Origin of the sequence: Methylobacterium sp. Leaf113 (assembly GCF_001423325.1) — a bacterium.
Taxonomy (GTDB): Bacteria; Pseudomonadota; Alphaproteobacteria; order Rhizobiales; family Beijerinckiaceae; genus Methylobacterium.
Genome location: NZ_LMNJ01000017.1, coordinates 40,232 through 62,360, shown reverse-complemented (window position 1 = coordinate 62,360; position 22,129 = coordinate 40,232). Strand labels below are relative to the sequence as shown.

Genomic DNA, 22,129 nt, shown 5'->3' with positions numbered 1-22,129 from the left:
AGGTCATGCGGAAGCCTTCAGGTTCGTCTCGGCCGGATTCGCGGTTGCGGTGATGGTGCGCTTCGGAGCGCGCACGTTGGGAAAAGCCGTCGGGCGAAGATTCGTCTTCAGCACCTCGTTCTTGCGGCCGAAGGCCCGTGCCCGCCCCTCTTCCATGACCAGCACGAGATCGACGGCGGCCAGGACACTGGGATGATGAGCGACGACGACGACGATGCCGCCGCGCATGCGCACGCCGAGGAGCGCCTGCGTGAGTGCCGCTTCGCCGGCCTCGTCGAGGTTGGCGTTCGGTTCGTCGAGAACGACCAGGAAAGGATCGCCGTAGAGTGCGCGCGCGAGGCCGATCCGCTGGCGCTGCCCTGCCGAGAGGCCCGCCCCGCCGGGGCCGATGCGGGTCTCGTATCCCTCGGGCAGCCGAAGGATCAGCTCGTGCACGCCGGCGCTCCGGCTGGCCGCAACGACGGCTTCGGCATTCGGGTCCGGCGCCAGCCGCGCGATGTTCGACGCGATGGTGCCGGCGAAGAGCTCGACGTCCTGAGGGAGGTAGCCGACGTGACGGCCGAGACTGCCGCCGGACCGCTGATCGAGGGTGGCGCCGTCGAGACGGATCGCCCCACGCATCGGCGTCCAGACGCCGACGAGCGCCCGCGCCAGGGTGGATTTGCCGGATGCACTCGGGCCGATGATGCCGACGCCCTCGCCCGCCTTGAGGCCGAAGCTGACGTCGGTGACGATCGCACGCGTTCCGCCCGGCGGCAGGATCGATGCGTTCTCGACCGTCAGGGACCTGACGGGAGCCGGCAGAGCGAGGGCCGGTTTGTCCGGGGTGAAGCGCGCGAGCATGTCATGCAGGCGCACCCAGCCTTGCCGGGCCGCAACAAAGCCCTTCCAGTTGGCGATCGCGATCTCGGCCGGTGCCAGCGCCCGCGAAACGAGGATGGATGAGGCGATGATGATGCCGCCCGTGGCCTGCCCCTGAATGACCAGGTAGGCCCCGAGCGCCAGCACCGCGGATTGCAGCACCATGCGGAAGATCTTCGAGGTGGTCCCGAGACCCGCCGCGATGTCGGCGACGCGCCGCTGACGCCGCATGTACGCGTTATTCTCCGCGTTCCAGATCTGCGCGAACTCCTTCTGCATGCCCATGGCCCGAAGCACCTCCGCGTTCTGGCGCCCGGCCTCGGAGAGGGCGTTACGGCTCGCCCCATGCTGGGTGGCTTCACGCTGGGGCCGGCGGGTCAGGATTTCGGTCAGCAGGGTCAGCGCCGCCAGGACGAGAGCGCCGGCCAAGCCCGCGATACCGATCAGCGGATGGAACAGGAAGCAGATCCCAAGGTAGATCGGCATCCAAGGCAGATCGAAGATCGCCGTCGGTCCGAGGCTCGAAAAGAAATTCCGGATCTGATCGAGGTCCCGCAACGGCAGGAGTCCGTCTCCGCCGGCCGGTGCCTCGAGAGGATGGCGCACCACCATGTCGAAGACCCGCCCGGACAAAGCCTCGTCCAGCGAGCTGCCGATCCGGGCCAGGACCCGCGCCCGGATGGTCTCGATGAGCCCCTGGAACAGAAACAGTGTCAGCGTCAGCAGGCCGAGCCCGACGAGCGTCGGGATCGAGCGGGCCGGGATGACCCGGTCGTAGACCTCGAGCATGAAGAACGATCCCGTCAGGTACAGGATGTTGATGATGCCGCTCATGACGCCGACGCCGAAGAACGCGCGCCGGCAGCGGAGAAGGGCCGTTCTCAGCTCCGCATTCTGATGAAGTCGCATCGGAGTTCGCCTGTTTGCTCTAAGCTGATCAGCCGTAAGGCGAAGCTTTTCGCCTTTGACGCTAAGTTCGAACCACGCGCCGGGTGTCGTTCGGGCTGGTTGCGCGCCTCATATCACCTAAGACGATCTTCAGGCTCTTAAAAATATCCTAAATTTTCTTGTCAGAACCGCGGAAACTTCCCGAAATCCGATTGAATTTCTGCCGTTATCGGGATCATTAGGCAATCATTAAGCTTGCAAAGCGAGAACCGCTGCTGCCGGTCGTTTTCGCACCCGGGCTCTGCCGACCCATACTTGCGTGAGAATTGTTCGTATGTAGGTTGATATTTGCGAATGGCCGACGGGAACGACACCGCGTCCTCGTCAGGCATGTCCAGTCTGAAGTGTAACCAGCCGTTGGATGTGGATCCGCGGGCGCACCTAGAGAGAACAGCTATGGCAAGCACCCAAACGTTTGAAGCATCCTCCGGCAGATCAGGCAGCTCGCTGACGATCGATGGATTTGTTTATGCTCAGCGGAATGCCTCTGGAGCCACAACGGGAACACTTGCCGTCAACCGCGAACTTCTTGAGCCGGATGCGAGCCTGAAAACCGGCTCAATCTCGGGTTATCTGTCGATCTCGCGCCAAACCGGGACATTATTCGATTTAAATGCTTTGTCGATCAGAGCAGATTTGAGTGTTTTATCCGGTGTTGTCTTCGTCGGATACAGAAACGGCGTCGAGGTTGTTTCGGCTGCCTCCGGGGACCTGGTCAGTCTCGGCCTGCTCCTGGGGGAGACTCGGTATCAGTTCAGCTCCGCATGGCAAAACCTGACTGAAGTCAGGGTGTTCAGAGGGAGCGTTCTAGATGTTTCACTTGGACAGCTCGGTTTTGGAATCGACGATGTTGCCTTGACGATCGATACGGTTGCGCCCGGTACGCCAACCATCACAACCGCAGCTGGGCTCACCAACGACGCCACCCCGACCATCGTAGGCACGGCCGAGGCGGGTTCGACCGTCACCATCTCGATCAACGGCACGGTGCTGGACTCGGTCGTCGCTGGACCGAACGGCGTGTTCAGCTTCACTCCGGCCGCCAACCTGGCTCAGGGTGCCAACAGCTTCACCGCGACCGCACGCGATCTCGCCGGCAACGTCTCGGCATCATCCACCGCCGTCATTCTCACCATCGACAGCGTTGCCCCCGGCGTACCGGTGATCACCACCGCCGCCGGCCTCACCACCGACGCCACCCCGACCATCACGGGCACGGCCGAGGCCGGTGCCACCGTCACCATCTCGGACAACGGCGTCGTGCTCGGCACCGCCGTGACCGGACCGGACGGCGTGTTCAGCTTCACCCCGGGCGCCGACCTGGGTCAGGGTAGCAACGTCCTGACCGTGACCGCCCGCGATCTCGCCGGCAACATCTCGGCGCCCTCTGCCGCTGTCGCTCTCACCATCGACAGCGTCGCCCCCGGCGCCCCGGTCATCACAACGGCAGCAGGGCTCACCACGGACGCCACCCCGACCATCACGGGCACGGCCGAGGCCGGCGCCACCGTCACCATCTCGGACAACGGCATCGTGCTCGGCACCGCCGTGGCGGGACCGAACGGCGTGTTCAGCTTCACCCCGGGCGCCGACCTTGTTCAGGGTGCCAACAGCTTCACCGTCACCGCGCGCGATCTCGCCGGCAACGTCTCGGCAGCCTCCGCCGCCGTCGCTCTCATCATCGACAGCGTCGCCCCCGGCGCACCGGTGATCACAACGCCAGCAGGGATCACCAACGACGCCACCCCGACCATCACGGGCACGGCCGAGGCCGGTTCGACGGTGACCATCTCGGATAACGGCACCGTGCTCGGCACCGCCGTGGCCGGACCGAACGGCGTGTTCAGCTTCACCCCGGGCGCCAACCTGGGTCAGGGTAGCAACGTCCTGACCGTGACCGCCCGCGATCTCGCCGGCAACATCTCGGCGCCCTCTGCCGCTGTCGCTCTCACCATCGATAGTGTCGCCCCCGGCGCCCCGGTGATCACCACCGCCGCCGGCCTCACCAACGACGCCACCCCGACCATCACGGGTACGGCCGAAGCCGGCGCCACCGTCACCATCTCGGACAACGGCATCGTGCTCGGCACCGCCGTGGCCGGACCGAACGGCGTGTTCAGCTTCACCCCGGGCGCCGACCTTGTTCAGGGTCCCAACAGCTTCACCGTCACCGCACGCGATCTTGCCGGCAACGTTTCGGCGCCCTCCGCCGCCGTGGCTCTCACCATCGACAGCGTCGCCCCCAGCGCACCGGTGATCACCACCGCCGCCGGCCTCACCAACGACGCCACCCCAACCATCACGGGTACGGCCGAGGTCGGCGCCACCGTCACCATCTCGAACAACGGAACCGTTCTGGGCACCGCCGTGGCCGGACCCAACGGCGTGTTCAGCTTCACCCCGGCGGCCGATCTGGTCCAGGGTGCCAACAGCATCACCGTCACGGCACGCGATCTCGCCGGCAGCATCTCGGCGCCCTCGGCTGCCGTGGCTCTGACCATCGACAGCCTCGCCCCCGGTGCGCCGGTGATCACCACCGCGGCCGGCCTCACCAACGATGCCACCCCGACCATCACCGGCACGGCCGAGGCCGGTTCGACGGTGACCATCTCGAACAACGGCACCGTGATCGGCACCGCCGTGGCCGGCCTCAACGGCGTCTTCAGCTTCGCCCCGGCGGCCGATCTGGTCCAGGGCCCCAACCTTCTGACCGTGACCGCACGCGATCTTGCCGGCAACGTTTCGGCGCCCTCCGCCGCCGTGGCTCTCACCATCGACAGCCTCGCCCCCGGTGCGCCGGTGATCACCACCGCAGCCGGCCTCACCAACGATGCCACTCCGACCATCACGGGCACGGCCGAGGCCGGTGCCACCGTCACCATCTCGGATAACGGCATCGTGCTGGGCACCGCCGTGGCCGGACCCAACGGCCTCTTCAGCTTCACCCCGGCGGCCGATCTGGTCCAGGGTCCCAACCTTCTGACCGTGACCGCGCGCGATCTTGCCGGCAACGTCTCGACACCCTCTGCCGCCGTGACTCTGACCGTCGACAGCCTCGCCCCCGGCGCGCCAACCATCACCACAGCGCCCGGTCTCACCCCCGACGCCACTCCGACCATCACAGGAACGGCCGAGGCGGGCGCCACCGTCACCATCTCGGATAACGGCATCGTGCTCGGCACGGCCGTGGCCGACACGAACGGCGTGTTCAGCTTCACCCCGGCGGCCGATCTGGTCCAGGGTAGCAATGTTCTGACCGTGACCGCGCGGGATCTCGCCGGCAACGTCTCGGTGCCTTCTGCCGCCGTGGCTCTCACCATCGACAGCCTCGCCCCCGGTGCGCCGGTGATCACCATCGCGCCCGGCCTCACCAACGACGCCACCCCGACCATCACCGGCACGGCCGAGGCCGGCGCCACCGTCACCATCTCGAACAACGGGACCGTGCTCGGCACGGCCGTGGCCGGAACGAACGGCATCTTCAGCTTCACCCCGGCCGCAGACCTGGCCCAGGGTGTCAACACCGTCACCGTCACCGCCCGCGATCTCGCCGGCAACGTCTCGGCAGCCTCCGCCGCCGTCGCTCTCACCATCGACAGCCTCACTCCCGGCGTACCGGTGATCACCACAGCGGCCGGTCTCACCCCCGACGCCACCCCGACCATCACGGGCACGGCCGAGGCAGGTTCCACCGTCACCCTCTCGGACAACGGCACCGTGCTGGGCACCGCCGTGGCTGACACGAACGGGCTCTTCAGCTTCACCCCGGCCGCAGACCTGGCCCAGGGTGTCAACACCGTCACCGTCACCGCGCGCGATCTCGCCGGCAACGTCTCGGCGCCCTCTGCTGCCGTGGCTCTGACCATCGACAGCGTTGCGCCCGGTGCGCCGACCATCACCGCCTTTGCAGGCACCATCGCCGACGCCACCCCGACCATCACGGGCACGGCCGAGGCAGGGGCGACTGTCACGGTCCGTAGCGACGCACTCGTGCTGGGTACCGTCATCGCCGCCGCCGATGGCAGCTTCAGCCTGACTCCGACGGTGCCTCTGCCGAACGGACCTGCCAACCTCACCGCCACGGCGCAGGATGGCGCCGGCAATCTGTCGGCTCCCTCGGTCGTGACGCCGGTCGTCATCGACACGAGGGTGCCCGGCGCCCCACTCGTCAACTACGTGGCGCCGACCAACGACGACACGCCCGTCATCACCGGTACGGCCCTGGCTGGCGACCTGATTACGATCACCAGCAACGGGAGCGCGGTCGGCGTCGGCACCGCTGGTCCCGGCGGTCTCTTCAGCGTGACTCTCACGGTTCCGCTGGCGGACGGCACCAATGCGCTGGAGGTCACGGCAACGCCCCTCGGCGGCTCCGCCTCGCCGGCCGCACCCGTGACGGTGCTGGTCGACACGGTGGCTCCTCTCGCTCCGCGCATCACAGCGTTTGCAGGCCCCACGAACGACACGACCCCAACCATCACGGGCACGGCCGAGGCCGGTGCCACCGTCACCATCTTGGACAACGGCATCCTGATCGGCACGGCCGTCGCTGGCATGAACGGGGGCTTCAGCTTCACACCCAACATCCCACTCACGGCAGGCAGCAATGTCCTGACCGCCACCGCGCAGGATCTCGTCGGCAACGTGTCGCCAACCTCTGTCGCCGTGGCTCTCACCATCGACAGTGTTGCGCCTGATGCGCCAACCCTCACCACAGCGCCCGGCCTGACCAACGACGCCACCCCGACCATCACGGGCACGGCCGAGGTCGGTTCGACGGTGACCATCTCGGATAACGGCATCGTGCTGGGCACCGCCCTGGCCAACACGAACGGCGCGTTCAGCTTCACCCCGGCCACCGATCTGGCTCAGGGTGCCAACAGCTTCACCGTCACCGCACGGGATCTCGCCGGCAACGTCTCGGCAGCCTCTGCTGCCGTGGCGCTCACCATCGACAGCCTCGCCCCCGACGCACCGGTCATCACAACCGTCGCCGGCCTCACCAACGACGCCACCCCGACCATCACGGGCACGGCCGAGGCCGGTTCGACCGTGACCATCTCGGACAACGGCATCGTTCTGGGCACCACCGTCGCCGACGCGAACGGCGTCTTCAGCTTCACGCCCGCCACCGATCTGGCTCAGGGTGCCAACAGCGTCACCGTCACGGCTCAGGATCTCGCCGGCAACGTCTCGGCGCCCTCTGCCGTGGCTCTCACCATCGACAGCGTCGCTCCCGGCGCACCGGTGATCACCACCCCGGCCGGCCTCATCAACGACGCCACTCCGACCATCACGGGCACGGCCGAGGCCGGCTCGACGGTGACCATCTCGGACAATGGCATTTTGCTGGGGACGGCGCTGGCCGGCGCGAACGGCGTGTTCAGCTTCACCCCCACCACCCCGCTCACGGAAGGCAGCAACCTCCTGACCGCCACCGCACGGGGTCCGGCCGGCAACGTCTCCACGCCCTCGGCTTCCGTGGCTCTCACCATCGACAGCCTCGCCCCCGACGCACCGGTCATCACAAGCGCAGCCGGCCTCACCAACGACGCCACCCCGACCATCACGGGCACGGCCGAAGCCGGTTCGACGGTGACCATCTCGGACAACGGCCTTGTTCTGGGCACCGCCGTCGCCGACACCAGCGGCGCGTTCAACTTCACCCCGGCCGCCAACCTTGCTCAGGGCGCCAACAGCGTCACCGTCACCGCACAGGATCTCGCCGGCAACGTCTCGGCGCCTTCGGCCGCGGTCGCTCTCACCATCGACAGCCTCGCCCTGGCTGCGCCGACCCTCACCATCGCACCCGGCCTCACCAACGACGCCACCCCGACCATCACGGGCACGGCCGAGGCCGGTTCGATCGTGACCATCTCGGATAACGGCATCGTGCTGGGCGCCACCGTCGCCGACACGAACGGCGTCTTCAGCTTCACCCCGGCCGCCGATCTGGCTCAGGGTGCCAGCAGCATCACCGTCACGGCGCAGGATCTCGCCGGCAACGTCTCGGCACCGTCGACCGCCGTGGCTCTCACCATCGACAGCGTCGCTCCCGGCGCACCGGTGATCACCACCGCGGCCGGCCTCACCACCGACGCCACCCCGACCATCACGGGCACGGCCGAGGCGGGTTCGACCGTCACCCTCTCGGACAACGGCACCGTTCTGGGCACCGCCACCGCCGGCGCGAACGGCGTGTTCAGCTATACCCCAGTCGCCGACCTGGCTCAGGGCACCAACAGCATCACCGTCACCGCACAGGATCTCGCCGGCAACGTCTCGGCGCCCTCTGCTGCGGTCGCTCTGACCATCGACAGCGTTGCGCCAAACGCTCCAAGCATCACCGCCTTCGTGGCACCGACCAACGACACCACCCCGACCATCACCGGCACGGCCGAGCCGGGTTCGACCGTCATCGTCTCGAACGGCACGACCCAGATCGGCTCGACCGTGACCAACGACACCACCCCGACCATCACCGGCACGGCCGAGCCGGGTTCGACCGTCATCGTCTCGAACGGCACGACCCAGATCGGCTCGACCGTGGCCGCTGCCGATGGCAGCTTCAGCCTGACGCCGGCCGCTCTGCCCGAGGGCACGGCCAGCCTCACGGCGGTCGCCGTGGATGCGGCGGGCAACGCCTCGCCCGCCTCCGCAGCGACCCCCCTGGTNNNCACCAACGACACCACCCCGACCATCACGGGTACGGCCGAGGCCGGCACCACCGTCACCATCTCCGACAACGGCACCGTGCTCGGCACGGCGCTCGCCGGCACCGACGGACGCTTCACCTTCACGCCGACCATCCCGCTGGCGGACGGCAACAACGTCCTGACGGGCAATGCCGCCGATGCGGCCGGCAATGTGGGGGCGGGCTCCACCCCGGTCACCCTCGTGGTCACCGCCACGCCGGGCAACGGGGACACCACGCCTCCCACGGCCCCGGTGCTGGATGCACTGGCACCGACCAACGACACCACCCCGACCATCACCGGCACGGCCGAGCCGGGTTCGACCGTCATCGTCTCGAACGGCACGACCCAGATCGGCTCGACCACCCCGACCATCACCGGCACGGCCGAGCCGGGTTCGACCGTCATCGTCTCGAACGGCACGACCCAGATCGGCTCGACCGTSGCCGCTGCCGATGGCAGCTTCAGCCTGACGCCGGCCGCTCTGCCCGAGGGCACGGCCAGCCTCACGGCGGTCGCCGTGGATGCGGCGGGCAACGCCTCGCCCGCCTCCGCAGCGACCCCCCTGGTCATCGACCTCACGCCGCCGGGCGCACCGGTGTTSGACGCCCTGACGCCCACCAMCGACACCACCCCGACCATCACGGGTACGGCCGAGGCCGGCGCCACCATCACCATCTCGTCTGACGGCACCGTGCTCGGCACGGCGCTGGTCGGGACCGACGGACGCTTCACCTTCACGCCCACCGCCCCGCTGGCGGATGGGAACACCGTATTGACGGCCGACATCATCGATGCGGCTGGCAACGTGGGGCCGAGTACGAGCCGCATCGCTATGACGATCGATGCGACCAGCCCCGGAAATGTCGCCCCGCAGGCGGTGTCGGAGGCGATCTCGACGGTGACGCACGCACCAGCGGTGACCGGCAACGTCCTCGCCAACGACACTGACCCCAATGCTGGCGATGTCCTGCACGTGACGTCAGTGCGCTTTGCAAACGGCGTGACCGCTGAGGTTCCGACGACGGGTACCGCCACGGTCGTGTCCGACCATGGAACTCTCCAGATCTCCGCAGACGGTCACTACAGCTATCAAGCCATCGGAGCCAACAACGTCGGGAACAGCGCGCAAACCAGAACTGAGATCTTCACCTACACGGTCTCGGACGAACAAGGTCTGTCGAACTCGGCGTCCCTCAGCGTCTCTCTTCAAGGGGTCGCTCCAGCTGCCGCGGCAACGTTTGGCTTCGCCTTCGTCGATGCTCACGTCACCTTGGCTGGCGAGTCTCTCGTCCTGACGGACCCGGAGGGCGTGCATCACGACATCAGTGGTATCGGAACGCTCCACTTCACGGATGGTACGATCCAGGAGAACGACGGCCACTCACTCGTGGATGATGTCTGGTACCTGTCGAACAACCTGGATGTGTGGAGGGCCCACGTCGATGCCGACACCCATTACGAGACGTTTGGCTGGCGCGAGGGACGTGATCCGAACGCCTACTTCCATACGCGCGAGTATTTGGCCGAAAATCCCGACGTGGCGGCGGCCGGCGTCAATCCCCTGGAGCATTACTTCAACTACGGCGAACGGGAAGGCCGGAGTCCGGGTTCGGATTTCGCACCTGAGACGTATCTGTCTCTGAATCCGGACGTGAAGGCGGCGGGTGCCAATGCCCTGGAGCATTACCTTCAGCATGGCCAGCGGGAAGGTCGTAGCGTGTACGAAGGTGAAAGTTCTCCGACTCTTGTGGGAGACTTCGATGTTGAGTTCTACCTGGGACACAATCCCGACGTCGCTGCCGCCGCACGGTCAGCGACGGGCGTTCAGCCGGGGGACTACGCCTTCCAGCACTACCTCGACTTCGGTGCCAAGGAAGGGCGAGCCCCCAACGAGCTGTTCGATCCGGCCGCCTACCTGGCCGCGAACCCCGACGTCGCCGCGAATGGGGCCAATCCCTTGATCCATTACCAGGAGTATGGATGGCACGAGGGCCGCGATCCGGGACCCGGCTTTCACACGAACGCCTACCTCGAAGCCAACCCGGATGTCGCCGCCGCCGGCTGGGATCCCCTGCAACACTTCCTTGAGTTCGGCATGAAGGAAGGCCGCCTCCCGGTCTGAGATCCCGCAAGAACGGAGCCCGCGAGAATCGTCGCGGGCTCCACCGGTCATGCTTTGGCCGGACGGGACGAACCCAGCGTTCCGTGACGTCACAAGAACACCGCCCGGGGGCCAAGCCTCATCAGGGCAGCCGTACCGCCTGGCGAGCCCCGCTTCACCGGGTTTGAGAGCCGAACAGCAGCAGATCGAGGTCTTGCCCTCATGATCCCCGCCAACGATTTGATCTCCGTGCCGGATGTGGTGCAGTTCCGGCGAACCATCCAAAGAAGCGTAGAGCAGCTGATGGATGCGCAGGACTACATTGCTGGACAGGTCGCGGCCTTGAAGGCCATCGAACGTCAGGTGCGAACTCTGGCGTTACGGGAGAGCAGCCGTCTCCTCGAAGCGGAGAGCCAGACGGACGATCTCGACCGTTTGAGTGATATGCAGACGGCCACCAACGCGAATTTCCGCCAGATGCAGGACTCCTATGCGGGCTTGCGCGCGCAGATCCTGACGCTGCTGGGGCAGCACGAGCTGCTCTACAGCTCTACGTTTGCCCCGACGCCGTCCGATCCGGCTCCGGCGCGATTCGCCCATTCCGAGTGAACATCGGCACGCGGATCCCGGTCGGTCGCCGCGACGGGGCTTGTCGAGCTGGGAGAGCGCAGATGGATCGCCCATGCGACGCCCCGTCCCGTCGAACACGCTCCGGATCACATCGGTGGTGCCGGCTATGGGCTGACTTCATCCGCGACACGCGCGCGGCGACAGCCGTCGAGGTCGCGATGATCACGCCGTGCTTCCTGGCGATGGTTCTCGCCTGGATCGAGGTTGGTCTGTGCCTGCTGATGCTCAGTACCCTCGACAACGCGGCGCGTGATGCGAGCCGGCTGCTCCGGATCGGGTCGGTGAACGAGGCGACCTTCAAGGCCGCGATCTGCGCGAAGGCGTCTCCCGTCATTCCTTGCGACAAGATCGTCTATTATGTTCAGTCGGGTACGAGCTTTGCCAGCCTCTCGCCCGCGACATCGACCAGCGCCGGGGGATTGAGCAAGACCGGCTTCAATTCCGGCAGCTCCGGGTCCGACGTTATTCTCCAGATCGGCTATAGCAAGGCGCCGCTATCGGGGATGTTGAAGGGCGCAGGCTTCGACACGCATGTTCTGTTGTTGACGACCTTGTCGTTTCAGAACGAGCCCTACTGATGCGCGCCTTGGCGAGGCGGTACCGGTCTGACGAAGCCGGCGTCGGCGCCGTCGAGTTCGCCCTGATCGCTCCGTTCATTTTGATCGCGATGCTCGGGAGTTTCCAGGTCTTCGCACTGGCGCGGGCACGGATGCTCGCCGTTGCTGCCACGCGCAACCTGGCGGATCTCGTTTCGCAGCAGGCGAGCGTCACGGCCTCGGACGTCGCGGATTACTGCAAGGGTGCCAAGCTCTCGCTGCTGCCCCTCGATACCGCGGGCTTTGCGGCATCGGTTGCGAGCGTGAGTTACCTCAACACGGTTCGGAAGGTCGACTGGACGAACACCAGCTGCGGCATCGTCTCGGCGATCGCCACTGCCGCGAGCGATGCCGCGCCCGTCACGACCAGTTCCGGAGACAGCGCGATCGTTGTCAAGGCGAGCTTTCGTTACGCATCACCCCTGACCTTTCCCCTTGCGTTGAACGTGACCTTCTCGGTTTCCGCCCTGGCGCGCCCGCGTTCCGGCACGGCGGTGACCTACGGCAGTTGAGAGCATGCGGATGCCGGTCGCTTCCTCGCCACGCGACACGCCTTGCCGTTTCCTGACGGATTGCAGGGGCACGTTTGCGGTCTGGTTCGGGGTCATGCTCGTTCCCGTTCTGCTGATTGCGGGCGGCGGGCTCGACATGATGCGGGCGGTCCAGCTCCGATCCGAGCTTCAGGCGGCGGCCGACAGCGCCGCCTTGGCGGGCGCGTCCGTCTACGTATCGGCCACGACAAGTTCGACCGCTCAGGCGACCGCGACGCGTTTCATGGCCAACGCCATCGCGCGGATGCCCTCCGCAGCGAATGTGACCTTCACCGCAACGCCGAGCACGGCGAGCGCGGCCGTCTACAGCGTGGCCGTGGCGGCTGAAGCGCGGGTCCCGAATTCCATCCTCTCGATGGTGTCGAGCGAGACTGCCGTCACGGTCCTGTCGGAGGCCCGCAGTGCCGGCTACAAGCTGGCGTTCTCACTGTCGAGCTTCGCCAGCAATTCCGCCGACGCGAACAGTATCTACTGGTACGTCGTGCCAGCCAACAACGGAATTCCAAGCAACAGCGATCTGAACTTACTATTTTCCAACACGGCAGGGAGCAGTTCCAAGGATATTTCCGCCGTCATCGGAACCGGCCAGAAGATCGGGTTCGCTCTGAAGAACGTGACCGGTGGGATCTCGAGCTATGGCCGCAACGGCTATGGCGCCGCTCCGGGGAGCAGCCACATCTTCTATTCGCACCTCGTTCCCCCGTCATCCGCCGCCTATGCGCTGCAGCTGTTCAACTGCAGTCTTCAGACGACGACGCAGGGCGGGTTACTGAGTAACGGCTTCTGCTCGTTGGGCGCCCCGAGCAATGCAACGGTCAACTGCAATCAGACGCCGGGCCGGAAAATCACTTACAAATGGAATGATATGGGCGGGTTGGTCGACGACAAGGACTACAACGATGCCGTGTTCAACGTAACCTGTCCCAGCACCCCTTCGGGCGTGGGCGCCACGAACACCGTGGTCTTGACCCGGTGACGTTTGAGGGTCGGCGGAGGACGGCTTACCGTCCCGACATCCTTTTGAAGAAAGGCGACGCATATCAAACGCCGCGGAGGCGCGCGCTGGTCGGGAGATAGCGGCTCGATCCGACGATCAGTTCATGCGCGCGCGGCGCTGATCACGTTCCAGTTTCGAGAGGCGTCGCCCAAGCTCCAGCAGAAGCATGTTGGTCATGTTCTCCAGGAGAGGATCGGCGAGCTTCTGGACGGCCTGACGGGCCGCGAGGCAATGCTCGGCCGCCTCCTCCAACGGATGCTCTGAGAGATCCGGTAACCCGGCGGAACAAGCGGCTTCATCGGCGTGATGTTCAGTCACGTCGATCAGGAAGCCGGAGCCGCGGCGGGGCTGGCCCGTTTCATCCAACTCGATGCGACCGCGTGCCAAAACCCAGCGCAGGGCGCCGTCGGCTGAATGAATGCGATACTCATGCACGTAGGAGCGCCCCGACAGCGCGCTTCTGGCGATGATCTCGGCCGTTTTCACCCGATCTTCAGGATGAACGGCTTTCAGGAACAGACTCAGCGGAGCTCCACCGCGCGCCACCGAAGGGTCGACACTCGAAAGCAGAGCAACGGTCGCATCGGCAAACAACCGGTCATTGGGAATATCCCATTCCCAGCGCCCGATCATATCCGACGCATCCATGGCGTCTTGTAGCGCGATCTGTGGGGTTTCAGCCGCGCATGTATCCCGCCGCGCCATCAGATGATCCTGGCCTCGTGAATCTCCGACATAACTTGGCACCGAAACTGAAAAACAAAATATTAACATATGAAATCAGGTTCACACCTCGTACTGGTCTTTTTGCACCATCGCGTTCGAGCGTCCGGTCAGCTAAATCGACGGTGCCAAATTTTGTATGCAACTGGGGATGAGCGATGGACCGCAAGCTCGATGCCAGCGAGGGAGCAAGGTCTTTCTCACCCGAGTCAGACGTCGACGGACCAGTCCAAGTCATGTCCGACCTGAGGCAGGACCTTCAGAATCGCATCGCGCAACAGCTCGGAATATCCGCCGCCGAGCTGCGGGACCCAGGCGAAACCCCGAACGCCGTGCACAGCGCGTCCAACCCGTTTCAGTCGACCGACACCGCCTTGAGCCGCGAGTGCCTGGAACTGCTCGACGCGTACATCCGCATCACAGATGTTGAGCAACGCCGTCGATGCCTTCAAGCCGTTCGCGACGTGGCATCTGCCTCGGCAGACGAGGGCCCGGTGGAAGAAGCATGATGGCTCGACGGTAGCCGGTTAAAAGTACGTCGCCGCATTGATCTCACGCTGGCGATCACGCGTCCAGCCGTTCCGCCGATGCCTCATCATAACGGTCCATCATTTTGCGGCGCTCGTCTTTCTGAGCGAGTTCCTGTGCAACCTGCCACAGCAAGGCGCGTGTCATGGCGCGCATCGCCGGGGTACCTGTCTCGGCGACCGCTTCATGAGCTTTGAGGCATGCGTCCGCCATGGCCTCGAAACGTTCGTCGTATTCCATTGAGGATCAAGCCTGCTTCAGCGTGATAACAAAAGACAGAGAACGAAGTTGCACGCTGCCATTCTGTTGCAAGGAAGGGCGTTTCATTGATGTGTCTTAATATGAACGCGATGTAAAATTATATAATCGATCACCAATTTCAATCGCGTGTTTCAAAGGCTTACTTCCGATACCGAATGCTCGACCTCAGAGCTTCCCGTTCTTGTTCCTTTCAACCGCGTCCCGAACCATCCTCAGGAGGCGCTGGCGCTCTTCCGGGTCTTCGACACGCGCGAAAACCGCGACTAGATCGGCACAGTCTCGGCTCAACGCCGTCTCGGCCGGTGGCCCGCCAGGACCGGCGTCTGGAACCTGATTGTCGGGAGCCTCTCGATCGAAAAGGTCTGATACGGACAGACCGAGCGCATCTGCAATGCGGGATTGAAGGGTCGAGCCATACGAGGGTGAAGCCTCCGCCTCCTGATCCGGCAAGCGCGTGATGTTTTTTGTAAACGCATCGGCTTCAGCCGGGCTCAGCTTACGGCCCATGGCGCTTCTCCACCACAACCCAAAACCGCATCTCGAACGCTTTCATGGAGGATACCATACAGCTTTTTATGTCGCATCGAGATTTTGATGAGGATAGCTTTCGCTAGTTTTTTTCTTATTATGCTGCAACATCACATTGTATCCGACCACGGAGATGCGAGTGGGGCGATTTCAAACGCGTGAGACCCTGGTGTCGCAAATCATGCTGCAACAGGCGCTTGACGCATCCGATATTATCGGACGCTGGGAATATGACGTTCCGAATGATCGCGTCTATGCCGACGCCCTCGTAGCACTTGTCTTCAACATCAACCCCGCTGAGACCGAAGCGGGCACCTCTCTCGGTACGTTCCTCGCCGGCGTTCATCCGGAGGACCGCGAGCGGTTTATTCGCGAGATCAAACTGAGCACTGAAACGGGCCTTTGCTGCGCGTTCGAGTACCGAGTTTGCTCGGCCGACGGTGTGGTACGCTGGGTTCTGGATCGTGGACGCATCGCATTAGACGAGGCAGGACGGCCTCAGCGTGGTAGCGGTGTGCTGATCGACATCACACAATCTCGCCTCGGTGATCATGCGAGAGGTACTGATGCGAGTTGTCAGGCTCAGCACCCCTTGGAACGCGCGGCAGAGCATTGCCTTGCGGCCCGTGAAGCGATTCATGAGTATCCCGAGCCCCTCCTACACCGGATGAGCGATATGCTGCTGCTGGAGGTTGGGCGTGCGCTCTCCAAACTCACGGACGAACGACGTCGCGGTGCAATGAATTAGCCCGGAGGTCCTTGAGCCGGTTGCAGCGGGGCGAGATCCTTCGAGCACCGAATCGAGGTCCCTCGCTGGCCGGTCGGTTGTCCCGTCTGCAAACAAGACTTCCGCCCGCCGGAGCAGTTCGCAAAGCGGATGTGGCAGGACCGACCTCGGACGCGCCGGCGCCCTGTTCTCGTGCGTCGCAACCCATTCCGCACAGGTTTTCGATCGCTTTCGGCGCTGGTAGCGCCAGCGGTCGATCAGTTCATGCGCGCACGGCGCTGATCGCCCTCGAGCTTCGCCAGTTGGCTGCCGACTTCCAGCAGGAGTGCGTCGCTCAGCAGGTGGAGAACCGACCGGGGCAATTCATTGATGGCCTTGTGGGCAGCCAAGCAGTGCTCGGCTGCGCGTTCCAGAGGGTGATCGGAATGCAGGACCGCAGCCGAGGCGTGATCTGCCTGGTCAAACCACTTCTGTGTCACGTCGATCAGGATCCCGCTGCCTCGCAGTGGAGCGCCGGTTTGGCTGAGCGCGAATCGACCGCGTGCAAGGACCCAGCGCAGATTTCCGTCGGCCGAACAAACCCGGTATTCCGCCAGATATGAGCGCCCAGCCTTGGCGCATCGTTCGATCAGGCGATGTGTCGGATCGCGATCTTCAGAATGCATTCCGCTCATGAACCGAGCGAGGGGAGTCCCGACTTTTGCCAAAGCGGGGTCGACGCCGAACAGCAGGGCAACGGTCGGATCTGAAAAGGCCCGGTCATTGGGAATATCCCAATCCCAACGGCCGATCACGTCCGTGGCGTCGATCGCATCCTGCAGTCCGACCTGCGAAACCTTCGCGCCACCCAACTGACCTCGTCCCACTCTCGCCTCCAACCCGCGTCAATTCCTCCGTTCACTGAATCATGAGGCATTTTTACGGCTGGTTAACACAGGATAAAGTGTTTCCCGCTCTCCCGACACGATACGGCCACGCGTTTGCATACACTTTGGCCTGTGGCATGTAGGCCTCAAGCTCATGGGCAGACGATTGGGGACAGGACGTGGACCGTAAGCTGAACCTCGTCGACGCCACTTCGTCCGCCTCTTCTGATGCAAGTTCGGAAGGCAAACTTCTTCCATCGAACCGCAAACGGCTGCTTCAGGAGCAGATTGCAGAGAAGCTCGGCATCTCGCCAGACGCGTTCAGCACAGTACCACGTTCGGTTTCTGGCGGGCTGGGAGCGGGTATGCCGGTCGAAGGCTACGACGTCGCCCTCAGCCGTGAATGCCTCGAACTGCTCGACGCCTACTGCCGAATCGCCGATCCCGAGCAGCGCCGTCGATGCCTTCAGATCGTCCGTGATGCGGGCGTCAGCTCGACCGGTCGCCTCGCACCCTAACGCAGTTGTTCGAGGCCGCAGCGCGACGCCGCAAGGGATGCCCTCGGCTCCGGATGCCGCTCGGGGACGAAGCGTGGATCAGGCGCTGCGCACGATGAGGTAACCGATGGTCATTCCGACATCGAGCCCGAGCCGGCAATCGCCCGCCCTGTTCAGACATCGAAACGGGTCTTGCCGATACGATGTGGTCGAAGCAGGCCCCCGCGATGAAACGTTCCGCGATGATCTCCGAACGCCGCAGGATTGTCGGGCATACGCTCCGGTGATGTCCCCGACAAAAAGACCCAATCGCCACTAGACGACCGGTCTAATTCGGACTATCTTACGGTCATGGGACGCGTCACCGCACAGACCGACACCCGTCGGGGGATCCTCGACACCGCCTATGGCCTCGTCGGCGCGAAGGGCTTCTCCGGAGTCGGGCTCAACGAGATCCTGACCTCGGCCGGCGTGCCGAAGGGGTCGTTCTACCACTACTTCGGCTCTAAGGAAGCTTTCGGCGAAGCCCTCCTGGCGGACTACTTCGAAACCTATCTTGCCGACCTCGACATCACACTGGCGGAGCCGGGGCTGAACCATGCCGAGCGCCTGATGAACTATTGGCGGACATGGCAGGCGACACAGGGGAGCATCGACGACCGGCGCAAGTGCCTCGCGGTGAAGCTTGCGGCAGAAGTCTCGGACCTGTCCGAGCCGATGCGCCTCGCCCTGAAGGACGGCACGGCCTCGATCATCGCACGGCTGTCGCAATCCATCGCGGCAGGCGTGGCGGAAGGCTCGCTCACGGTCGAGAGCGAACCGCATACGACCGCCGAGGATCTGTACCACGTCTGGCTCGGTGCGAGCCTGATGGCCAAGATCGTTCGGACCGACGCACCGTTCGGGGCTGCCATGGGGACGACCCGACGCATCCTTGGCCTCGCCTCGCCCTGAGCCATCGCGTTGCAACGAGATCGAGGACACCCCCATTCCCAGGCCCAGGAAAAAGACGACCGGTCTACTGAACTCCGCAGGACCTGGTTCGAGGAGGTGGGCGGCGCGAACCGAGAATCCTGCCCCCGACAAATGGCGCTGACGCGAGATCCAGACGCGGGACGCATCGCAAACGCACGATACGCCGCTCAGCCCTCCCGAACCCGGCGAAGTCCGTCGACCCGGCGACCGACCCGGTATCGAAAACCTTCTTCTCACCCAAGCGAAAGACCCGGAGAACGACGATGAAGATCCTGATGGTCCTGACCTCACACGACCGCCTCGGCGACACGGGTCGGAAGACCGGCTTCTGGCTGGAGGAACTCGCGGCCCCCTATTACGTGTTCAAGGATGCGGGGGCGGAGATCGTCCTGGTGTCGCCCGAGGGCGGCCGCCCGCCGCTCGATCCGAAGAGCGCCGAGCCGAGCTTCCAGACCGACACGACGCGGCGATTCGAAGCCGACGCGGCGGCCATGGCGGTGCTGGCCGAGACGGGCCGGCTCGATGCCGTCGGCCACGAGGGCTTCGACGCCGTCTTCTATCCTGGCGGTCACGGGCCCCTCTGGGACCTCGCCGAGGACCCCGCCTCGATCGGACTGATCGAGACGACGCTCGGGGCCGGCAAACCCGTGGCCCTGGTTTGTCACGCCCCCGGCGTCCTGCGCCACGCCAAGGGTCCCGACGGGAAGCCCCTCGTCGAAGGCCGGACCGTCACCGGCTTCACGAACACCGAGGAGGAGGCCGTCGGCCTCACCCAGGTGGTTCCGTTCCTGGTCGAAGACGAGCTCAAGCGGAACGGAGGCCTCTACGCCAAGGGGGCCGATTGGGGACCCTTCGTCGTGACGGACGGCCTGCTCATCACCGGCCAGAACCCGGCCTCCTCCGGCCCCGCCGCCGAGCGTCTCGTCGCCCACCTCGCACATCGCTGAGGACGCGGGCGCCCTCGTCGGCGCCCGCACCCGACCGTCCGCCCAACCCAGGATCGTCGCCCGGCCGAGCCCGGGCGACGATCCTGCATCGGCGACCTCGCTGAACCCCGAGCCTCTGCACCGACCTCGGCACCGCGGTGCGGGGTCCGGACACCGTGTCCCGGGCAACGACGATCGGCATGGACATCGTGAGGGCGGAAGGCTGACCCGTTCGCGACGTAGGATTTCCACGCCGATATCTTGCCACTCAAACCTGTCGACAATCCGATTCGGCGACGCTGGGCCGACAGCCGAACCCACGGACCGATTCGGCCCTGCCATTGCAGCCGTCCCGCTCGCCAGGTCCGTCAATTCCTGTCGCGGGTCCGATGAAGGTTTTTGCGTCAGACTGCGGCACGCAGCCGGGTGGTATTGTGTATGGCGGGGTGCGTGTCACCGCCGACGCGGTCCTTTCTCCCGCGACCGCGACGCGACCCTGGTGTATACCGAGGCGTGCTCACGGAAGATTCAGGGTTCCCGCACATCCTCGGCTTGGCCCGCAAAGATGCCGTGGGACCGGATGGATGATCGACGCAGCGTGACCGGACGGCCTGACAACGCGGTCGCGAAGACCGACCTGGACGCCGCTGCCGCTCGCTTCGGGCCGGCCGCCCACGGGGTTGCGGACTGGCCGTTCCGGACGTCGCAGCCTGCCGATCGTGTTCCCCTGCCGGACGGCCGCCCGTGGCCGCGCCTTCGCATCATCACCCTCGGCCAAGCTGCCGGCCCCGCTTGGCTCGCCACCCAAGCCTCTGTCAACGCTCAGGATTATCCGGACTGGTGCCACGACGTGGTCTCGCCGGACGAGGCGGCGGCGCGGCTGCCGGGCCTCGTATCCGATGCCTCTGCCGAGGCCCTGCTGCTGCTCCGTCCCGGTGACCTGCTGGCGCCGGGCGCCCTGCTCGCCCTGGGCCTGCACCTCGCCCTGACCGGCGCCGACGTGGTCGCCGGCCTGCGGATCGTCTTCGACGAAGCCCCCCTCGGGCTCGATGCCCTCGCGGCGGCACCCGGCCCCCTCGCCGACCCCAATCCTCCGGAAGGCCCCCTGGCGCCCTTCCGCGGCGGCGAGGTCCTGCTCTCCCGAACTCTGGTCCACCGCGCCGGCGGCCTCGAACCGGCCGCCCCCGACCCCGTCGTGGCGCTCTGGCCCCATCTGGTCCGCCACGGCGCCCGCTTCGACCGCATCGGCCGCCCGGTCCTGTTGCAATGCGAACCGGACCATGTTCCGCCACCGATGGCGCCTGGCCTCTCCGTGGCGATCCTGACCGACCAGGGCTATAGCGGCGGAGCCGGCATCGCCCACAGGCGCCTCGCCGACGCGCTCGCCCTCGCAGGTCACCGTGTCAGCGACCACCAACTGACGGCGGAATCGCCTCCCGCTGCCGCGGAATGGGTCGAGGCCTTCCCCAACACGGAGCGCCGGCTGCTCACGGGCGGCTACGATCTGATCCTGGCCGGCAACCTCCACGGCGCGACCCGGCGCACCACGATCCTGCGCCGCCTGGGACAGCGAATCCCGGTCGCTCTCGTGCTCCACGACCTGTTTCCGCTCTCAGGGCGATGCGCCTCGCCCTCCGGCTGCCCCATCCTTCCGGAGGGTTGCGATGCTCGCTGTCCCTCCCCCACCGCCTATCCGCAACTGGCGCGGAGCCGGATCGCCGGGGTCTATGCCGAGAAACACGCGATCCTCGCCGAAGCCTCAGCGCCCCTCCTCCTCGCCGCCTCGGACTGGACCGAGGCGGCCGCCCGTGACCTCGCCCCGGAGACCACACCGATCGCACGGATCGATCTCGCCTTCCCGACCGGCGTTTTCCGGCCGCAGGATCGCCAAGGACTCCGCCGTCAGCTCAGGCTGCCGCTCGAGAACGTGCTGGTGATGTTCGCAGCCGCCATCGCCGATGCACCCGGCAAGGGGACCTCCGAACTCGCCGCGCTCCTGCGACGGATCGCACGGCCGGGGCTCAGCTTCGTCGCCGTCGGCCGCCTCGACGACCCGGCATCTCTCGACATTCCGAACCTCATCGTGGCCGGCCCGATCAACGAAGAGACGGTGCTGGCGCGCTGGTACGGGGCGTGCGACCTCTACATCACCGCGAGCCGGCAGGAGACTTTCGGGCAGACGGCCGTCGAAGCCGGTCTCTGTGGCACTCCGACAGTCAGCTACGATGCGACCGGCCTCGCGACGGCCGTGATCGACCGCATATCCGGACGTCTGGCTCCGGTGGCACCCATCGCCTTGGAAGCCGCGCTCCGCGATCTGATCGCCGATGTACCGGCGCGCCGGCAACTCGGGTTCCTCGGACGCATCGCCCTGGAAAGCCGAAACAGCCACGCCGCGGCAGCTATGCGATTGAACGACATCCTTGTCGCGCGTCATATCCTGCCGCCTTCGGCTGGCGCAGCGCGTCTTCGGTTTACCCTTCAAACGCTATCGCAGTTCGCAATGGCCGAGATCCCTGCGATGGGGCGGGTGGGGACGATCCCGGCGCTCTCATCCCCACTCGTTCGGTTCGTGCGACGCATGAAACAGGCTGTGCTGGGACGCGAGATGCCGCTCTGGCTACGCTGGGTCCTCTATATCGCGGCGATTCTGCGCATGGCCCTCGACCATCGCGGATCCAGGCCGGCGTCACGATGACTCCGCCGTTGGACGCAC

The 22,129-nt window shown here is 65.5% G+C and carries 16 protein-coding genes and 1 pseudogene; 12 read left to right on the top strand and 5 right to left on the bottom strand.

Features of this window, described 5'->3' with window-relative positions:
* Positions 1-3: 3 nt before the first annotated feature.
* The gene (locus ASF60_RS12680; RefSeq protein WP_056185094.1) at positions 4-1,770 is read right to left on the bottom strand and encodes a type I secretion system permease/ATPase; all 1,767 of its coding nucleotides are present in this window, start codon (positions 1,768-1,770) and stop codon (positions 4-6) included.
* A 333-nt stretch (positions 1,771-2,103) separates the two neighbouring features.
* Here ASF60_RS12680 and ASF60_RS26190 point away from each other — a divergent pair.
* From ASF60_RS26190 to ASF60_RS12655, 6 genes and pseudogenes are all read left to right on the top strand, one after another.
* Positions 2,104-8,483 (top strand): annotated as a pseudogene (locus ASF60_RS26190) (Ig-like domain-containing protein); the annotation flags it as partial.
* Positions 8,484-8,486: 3 nt separating this feature from the next.
* A partial coding sequence (locus ASF60_RS25290) for an Ig-like domain-containing protein (protein ID WP_210168779.1) occupies positions 8,487-10,629 on the top strand: 2,143 nt, incomplete at its 5' end.
* A 201-nt stretch (positions 10,630-10,830) separates the two neighbouring features.
* Entirely contained in the window at positions 10,831-11,217 is a 387-nt protein-coding gene (locus tag ASF60_RS12670) for a hypothetical protein (RefSeq protein ID WP_056185088.1), read from the top strand.
* Between the two features lie 62 nt (positions 11,218-11,279).
* Positions 11,280-11,816 (top strand): TadE/TadG family type IV pilus assembly protein, encoded by a 537-nt coding sequence (locus tag ASF60_RS12665; RefSeq protein WP_082507932.1) that lies wholly within the window; start codon positions 11,280-11,282, stop codon positions 11,814-11,816.
* On the top strand, positions 11,816-12,346 hold the full coding sequence (locus tag ASF60_RS12660) for a TadE/TadG family type IV pilus assembly protein (protein WP_056185082.1): 531 nt from the start codon (positions 11,816-11,818) through the stop codon (positions 12,344-12,346). Before ASF60_RS12665 ends, ASF60_RS12660 begins: the two co-directional genes overlap by 1 nt.
* Positions 12,347-12,356: 10 nt before the next feature.
* Positions 12,357-13,361 carry a TadE/TadG family type IV pilus assembly protein gene (locus ASF60_RS12655; protein ID WP_162241314.1) on the top strand — a complete coding sequence of 335 codons (1,005 nt, stop codon included), beginning with the start codon at positions 12,357-12,359 and terminating at the stop codon, positions 13,359-13,361.
* A 117-nt stretch (positions 13,362-13,478) separates the two neighbouring features.
* Here ASF60_RS12655 and ASF60_RS12650 read toward each other — a convergent pair whose 3' ends face one another.
* Positions 13,479-14,087 carry a PAS domain-containing protein gene (locus tag ASF60_RS12650; protein WP_162241313.1) on the bottom strand — a complete coding sequence of 203 codons (609 nt, stop codon included), beginning with the start codon at positions 14,085-14,087 and terminating at the stop codon, positions 13,479-13,481.
* A gap of 176 nt (positions 14,088-14,263) precedes the next feature.
* Here ASF60_RS12650 and ASF60_RS12645 point away from each other — a divergent pair, with 176 nt between their 5' ends.
* Positions 14,264-14,614, top strand: a complete 351-nt coding sequence (locus ASF60_RS12645) for a hypothetical protein (protein WP_056185073.1) — start codon at positions 14,264-14,266, stop codon at positions 14,612-14,614.
* Positions 14,615-14,669: 55 nt separating this feature from the next.
* On the opposite strand, the gene ASF60_RS12640 is transcribed toward ASF60_RS12645, so the two are convergent.
* Positions 14,670-14,873, bottom strand: a complete 204-nt coding sequence (locus tag ASF60_RS12640; RefSeq protein WP_056185071.1) for a hypothetical protein — start codon at positions 14,871-14,873, stop codon at positions 14,670-14,672.
* Between the two features lie 186 nt (positions 14,874-15,059).
* Positions 15,060-15,401: a hypothetical protein gene (locus tag ASF60_RS24455; RefSeq protein WP_156634073.1), complete on the bottom strand. Its 342-nt coding sequence runs from the start codon at positions 15,399-15,401 to the stop codon at positions 15,060-15,062.
* 202 nt (positions 15,402-15,603) lie between these two features.
* Here ASF60_RS24455 and ASF60_RS23720 point away from each other — a divergent pair, with 202 nt between their 5' ends.
* Positions 15,604-16,170 carry a PAS domain-containing protein gene (locus ASF60_RS23720; RefSeq protein ID WP_210168778.1) on the top strand — a complete coding sequence of 189 codons (567 nt, stop codon included), beginning with the start codon at positions 15,604-15,606 and terminating at the stop codon, positions 16,168-16,170.
* A 236-nt stretch (positions 16,171-16,406) separates the two neighbouring features.
* Here the strand turns inward: ASF60_RS23720 and ASF60_RS12635 are convergent, their stop codons facing one another.
* Positions 16,407-17,000, bottom strand: coding sequence for a PAS domain-containing protein (locus ASF60_RS12635; protein ID WP_056185068.1), 594 nt, complete (start codon positions 16,998-17,000; stop codon positions 16,407-16,409).
* 194 nt (positions 17,001-17,194) lie between these two features.
* On the opposite strand from ASF60_RS12635, the gene ASF60_RS24450 reads away from it, so the two are divergent.
* The 4 genes from ASF60_RS24450 (at position 17,195) to ASF60_RS12620 (ending at position 22,111) form a co-directional block, all read left to right on the top strand.
* On the top strand, positions 17,195-17,533 hold the full coding sequence (locus ASF60_RS24450) for a hypothetical protein (RefSeq protein ID WP_156634071.1): 339 nt from the start codon (positions 17,195-17,197) through the stop codon (positions 17,531-17,533).
* 330 nt (positions 17,534-17,863) lie between these two features.
* Entirely contained in the window at positions 17,864-18,466 is a 603-nt protein-coding gene (locus ASF60_RS12630) for a TetR/AcrR family transcriptional regulator (protein WP_056185065.1), read from the top strand.
* 284 nt (positions 18,467-18,750) lie between these two features.
* Positions 18,751-19,434, top strand: coding sequence for a type 1 glutamine amidotransferase domain-containing protein (locus tag ASF60_RS12625; protein WP_056185062.1), 684 nt, complete (start codon positions 18,751-18,753; stop codon positions 19,432-19,434).
* 577 nt (positions 19,435-20,011) lie between these two features.
* Complete coding sequence (locus ASF60_RS12620; RefSeq protein WP_244478410.1) at positions 20,012-22,111, top strand: glycosyltransferase; 2,100 nt, start codon at positions 20,012-20,014, stop codon at positions 22,109-22,111.
* Positions 22,112-22,129 lie beyond the last annotated feature (18 nt).

Bases quoted from the DNA above. Each gene is read 5' to 3' on its own strand.
- ASF60_RS12630 (WP_056185065.1), top strand. From the start codon at position 17,864: ATGGGACGCGTCACCGCACAGACCGACACCCGTCGGGGGATCCTCGAC.
- ASF60_RS12665 (WP_082507932.1), top strand. From the start codon at position 11,280: ATGGATCGCCCATGCGACGCCCCGTCCCGTCGAACACGCTCCGGATCA.
- ASF60_RS12680 (WP_056185094.1), bottom strand. From the start codon at position 1,770: ATGCGACTTCATCAGAATGCGGAGCTGAGAACGGCCCTTCTCCGCTGC.
- ASF60_RS23720 (WP_210168778.1), top strand. From the start codon at position 15,604: ATGCTGCAACAGGCGCTTGACGCATCCGATATTATCGGACGCTGGGAA.
- ASF60_RS12650 (WP_162241313.1), bottom strand. From the start codon at position 14,087: ATGGCGCGGCGGGATACATGCGCGGCTGAAACCCCACAGATCGCGCTA.
- ASF60_RS12625 (WP_056185062.1), top strand. From the start codon at position 18,751: ATGAAGATCCTGATGGTCCTGACCTCACACGACCGCCTCGGCGACACG.
- ASF60_RS12645 (WP_056185073.1), top strand. From the start codon at position 14,264: ATGGACCGCAAGCTCGATGCCAGCGAGGGAGCAAGGTCTTTCTCACCC.
- ASF60_RS24455 (WP_156634073.1), bottom strand. From the start codon at position 15,401: ATGGGCCGTAAGCTGAGCCCGGCTGAAGCCGATGCGTTTACAAAAAAC.
- ASF60_RS12655 (WP_162241314.1), top strand. From the start codon at position 12,357: ATGCCGGTCGCTTCCTCGCCACGCGACACGCCTTGCCGTTTCCTGACG.
- ASF60_RS12640 (WP_056185071.1), bottom strand. From the start codon at position 14,873: ATGGAATACGACGAACGTTTCGAGGCCATGGCGGACGCATGCCTCAAA.
- ASF60_RS12660 (WP_056185082.1), top strand. From the start codon at position 11,816: ATGCGCGCCTTGGCGAGGCGGTACCGGTCTGACGAAGCCGGCGTCGGC.
- ASF60_RS12670 (WP_056185088.1), top strand. From the start codon at position 10,831: ATGATCCCCGCCAACGATTTGATCTCCGTGCCGGATGTGGTGCAGTTC.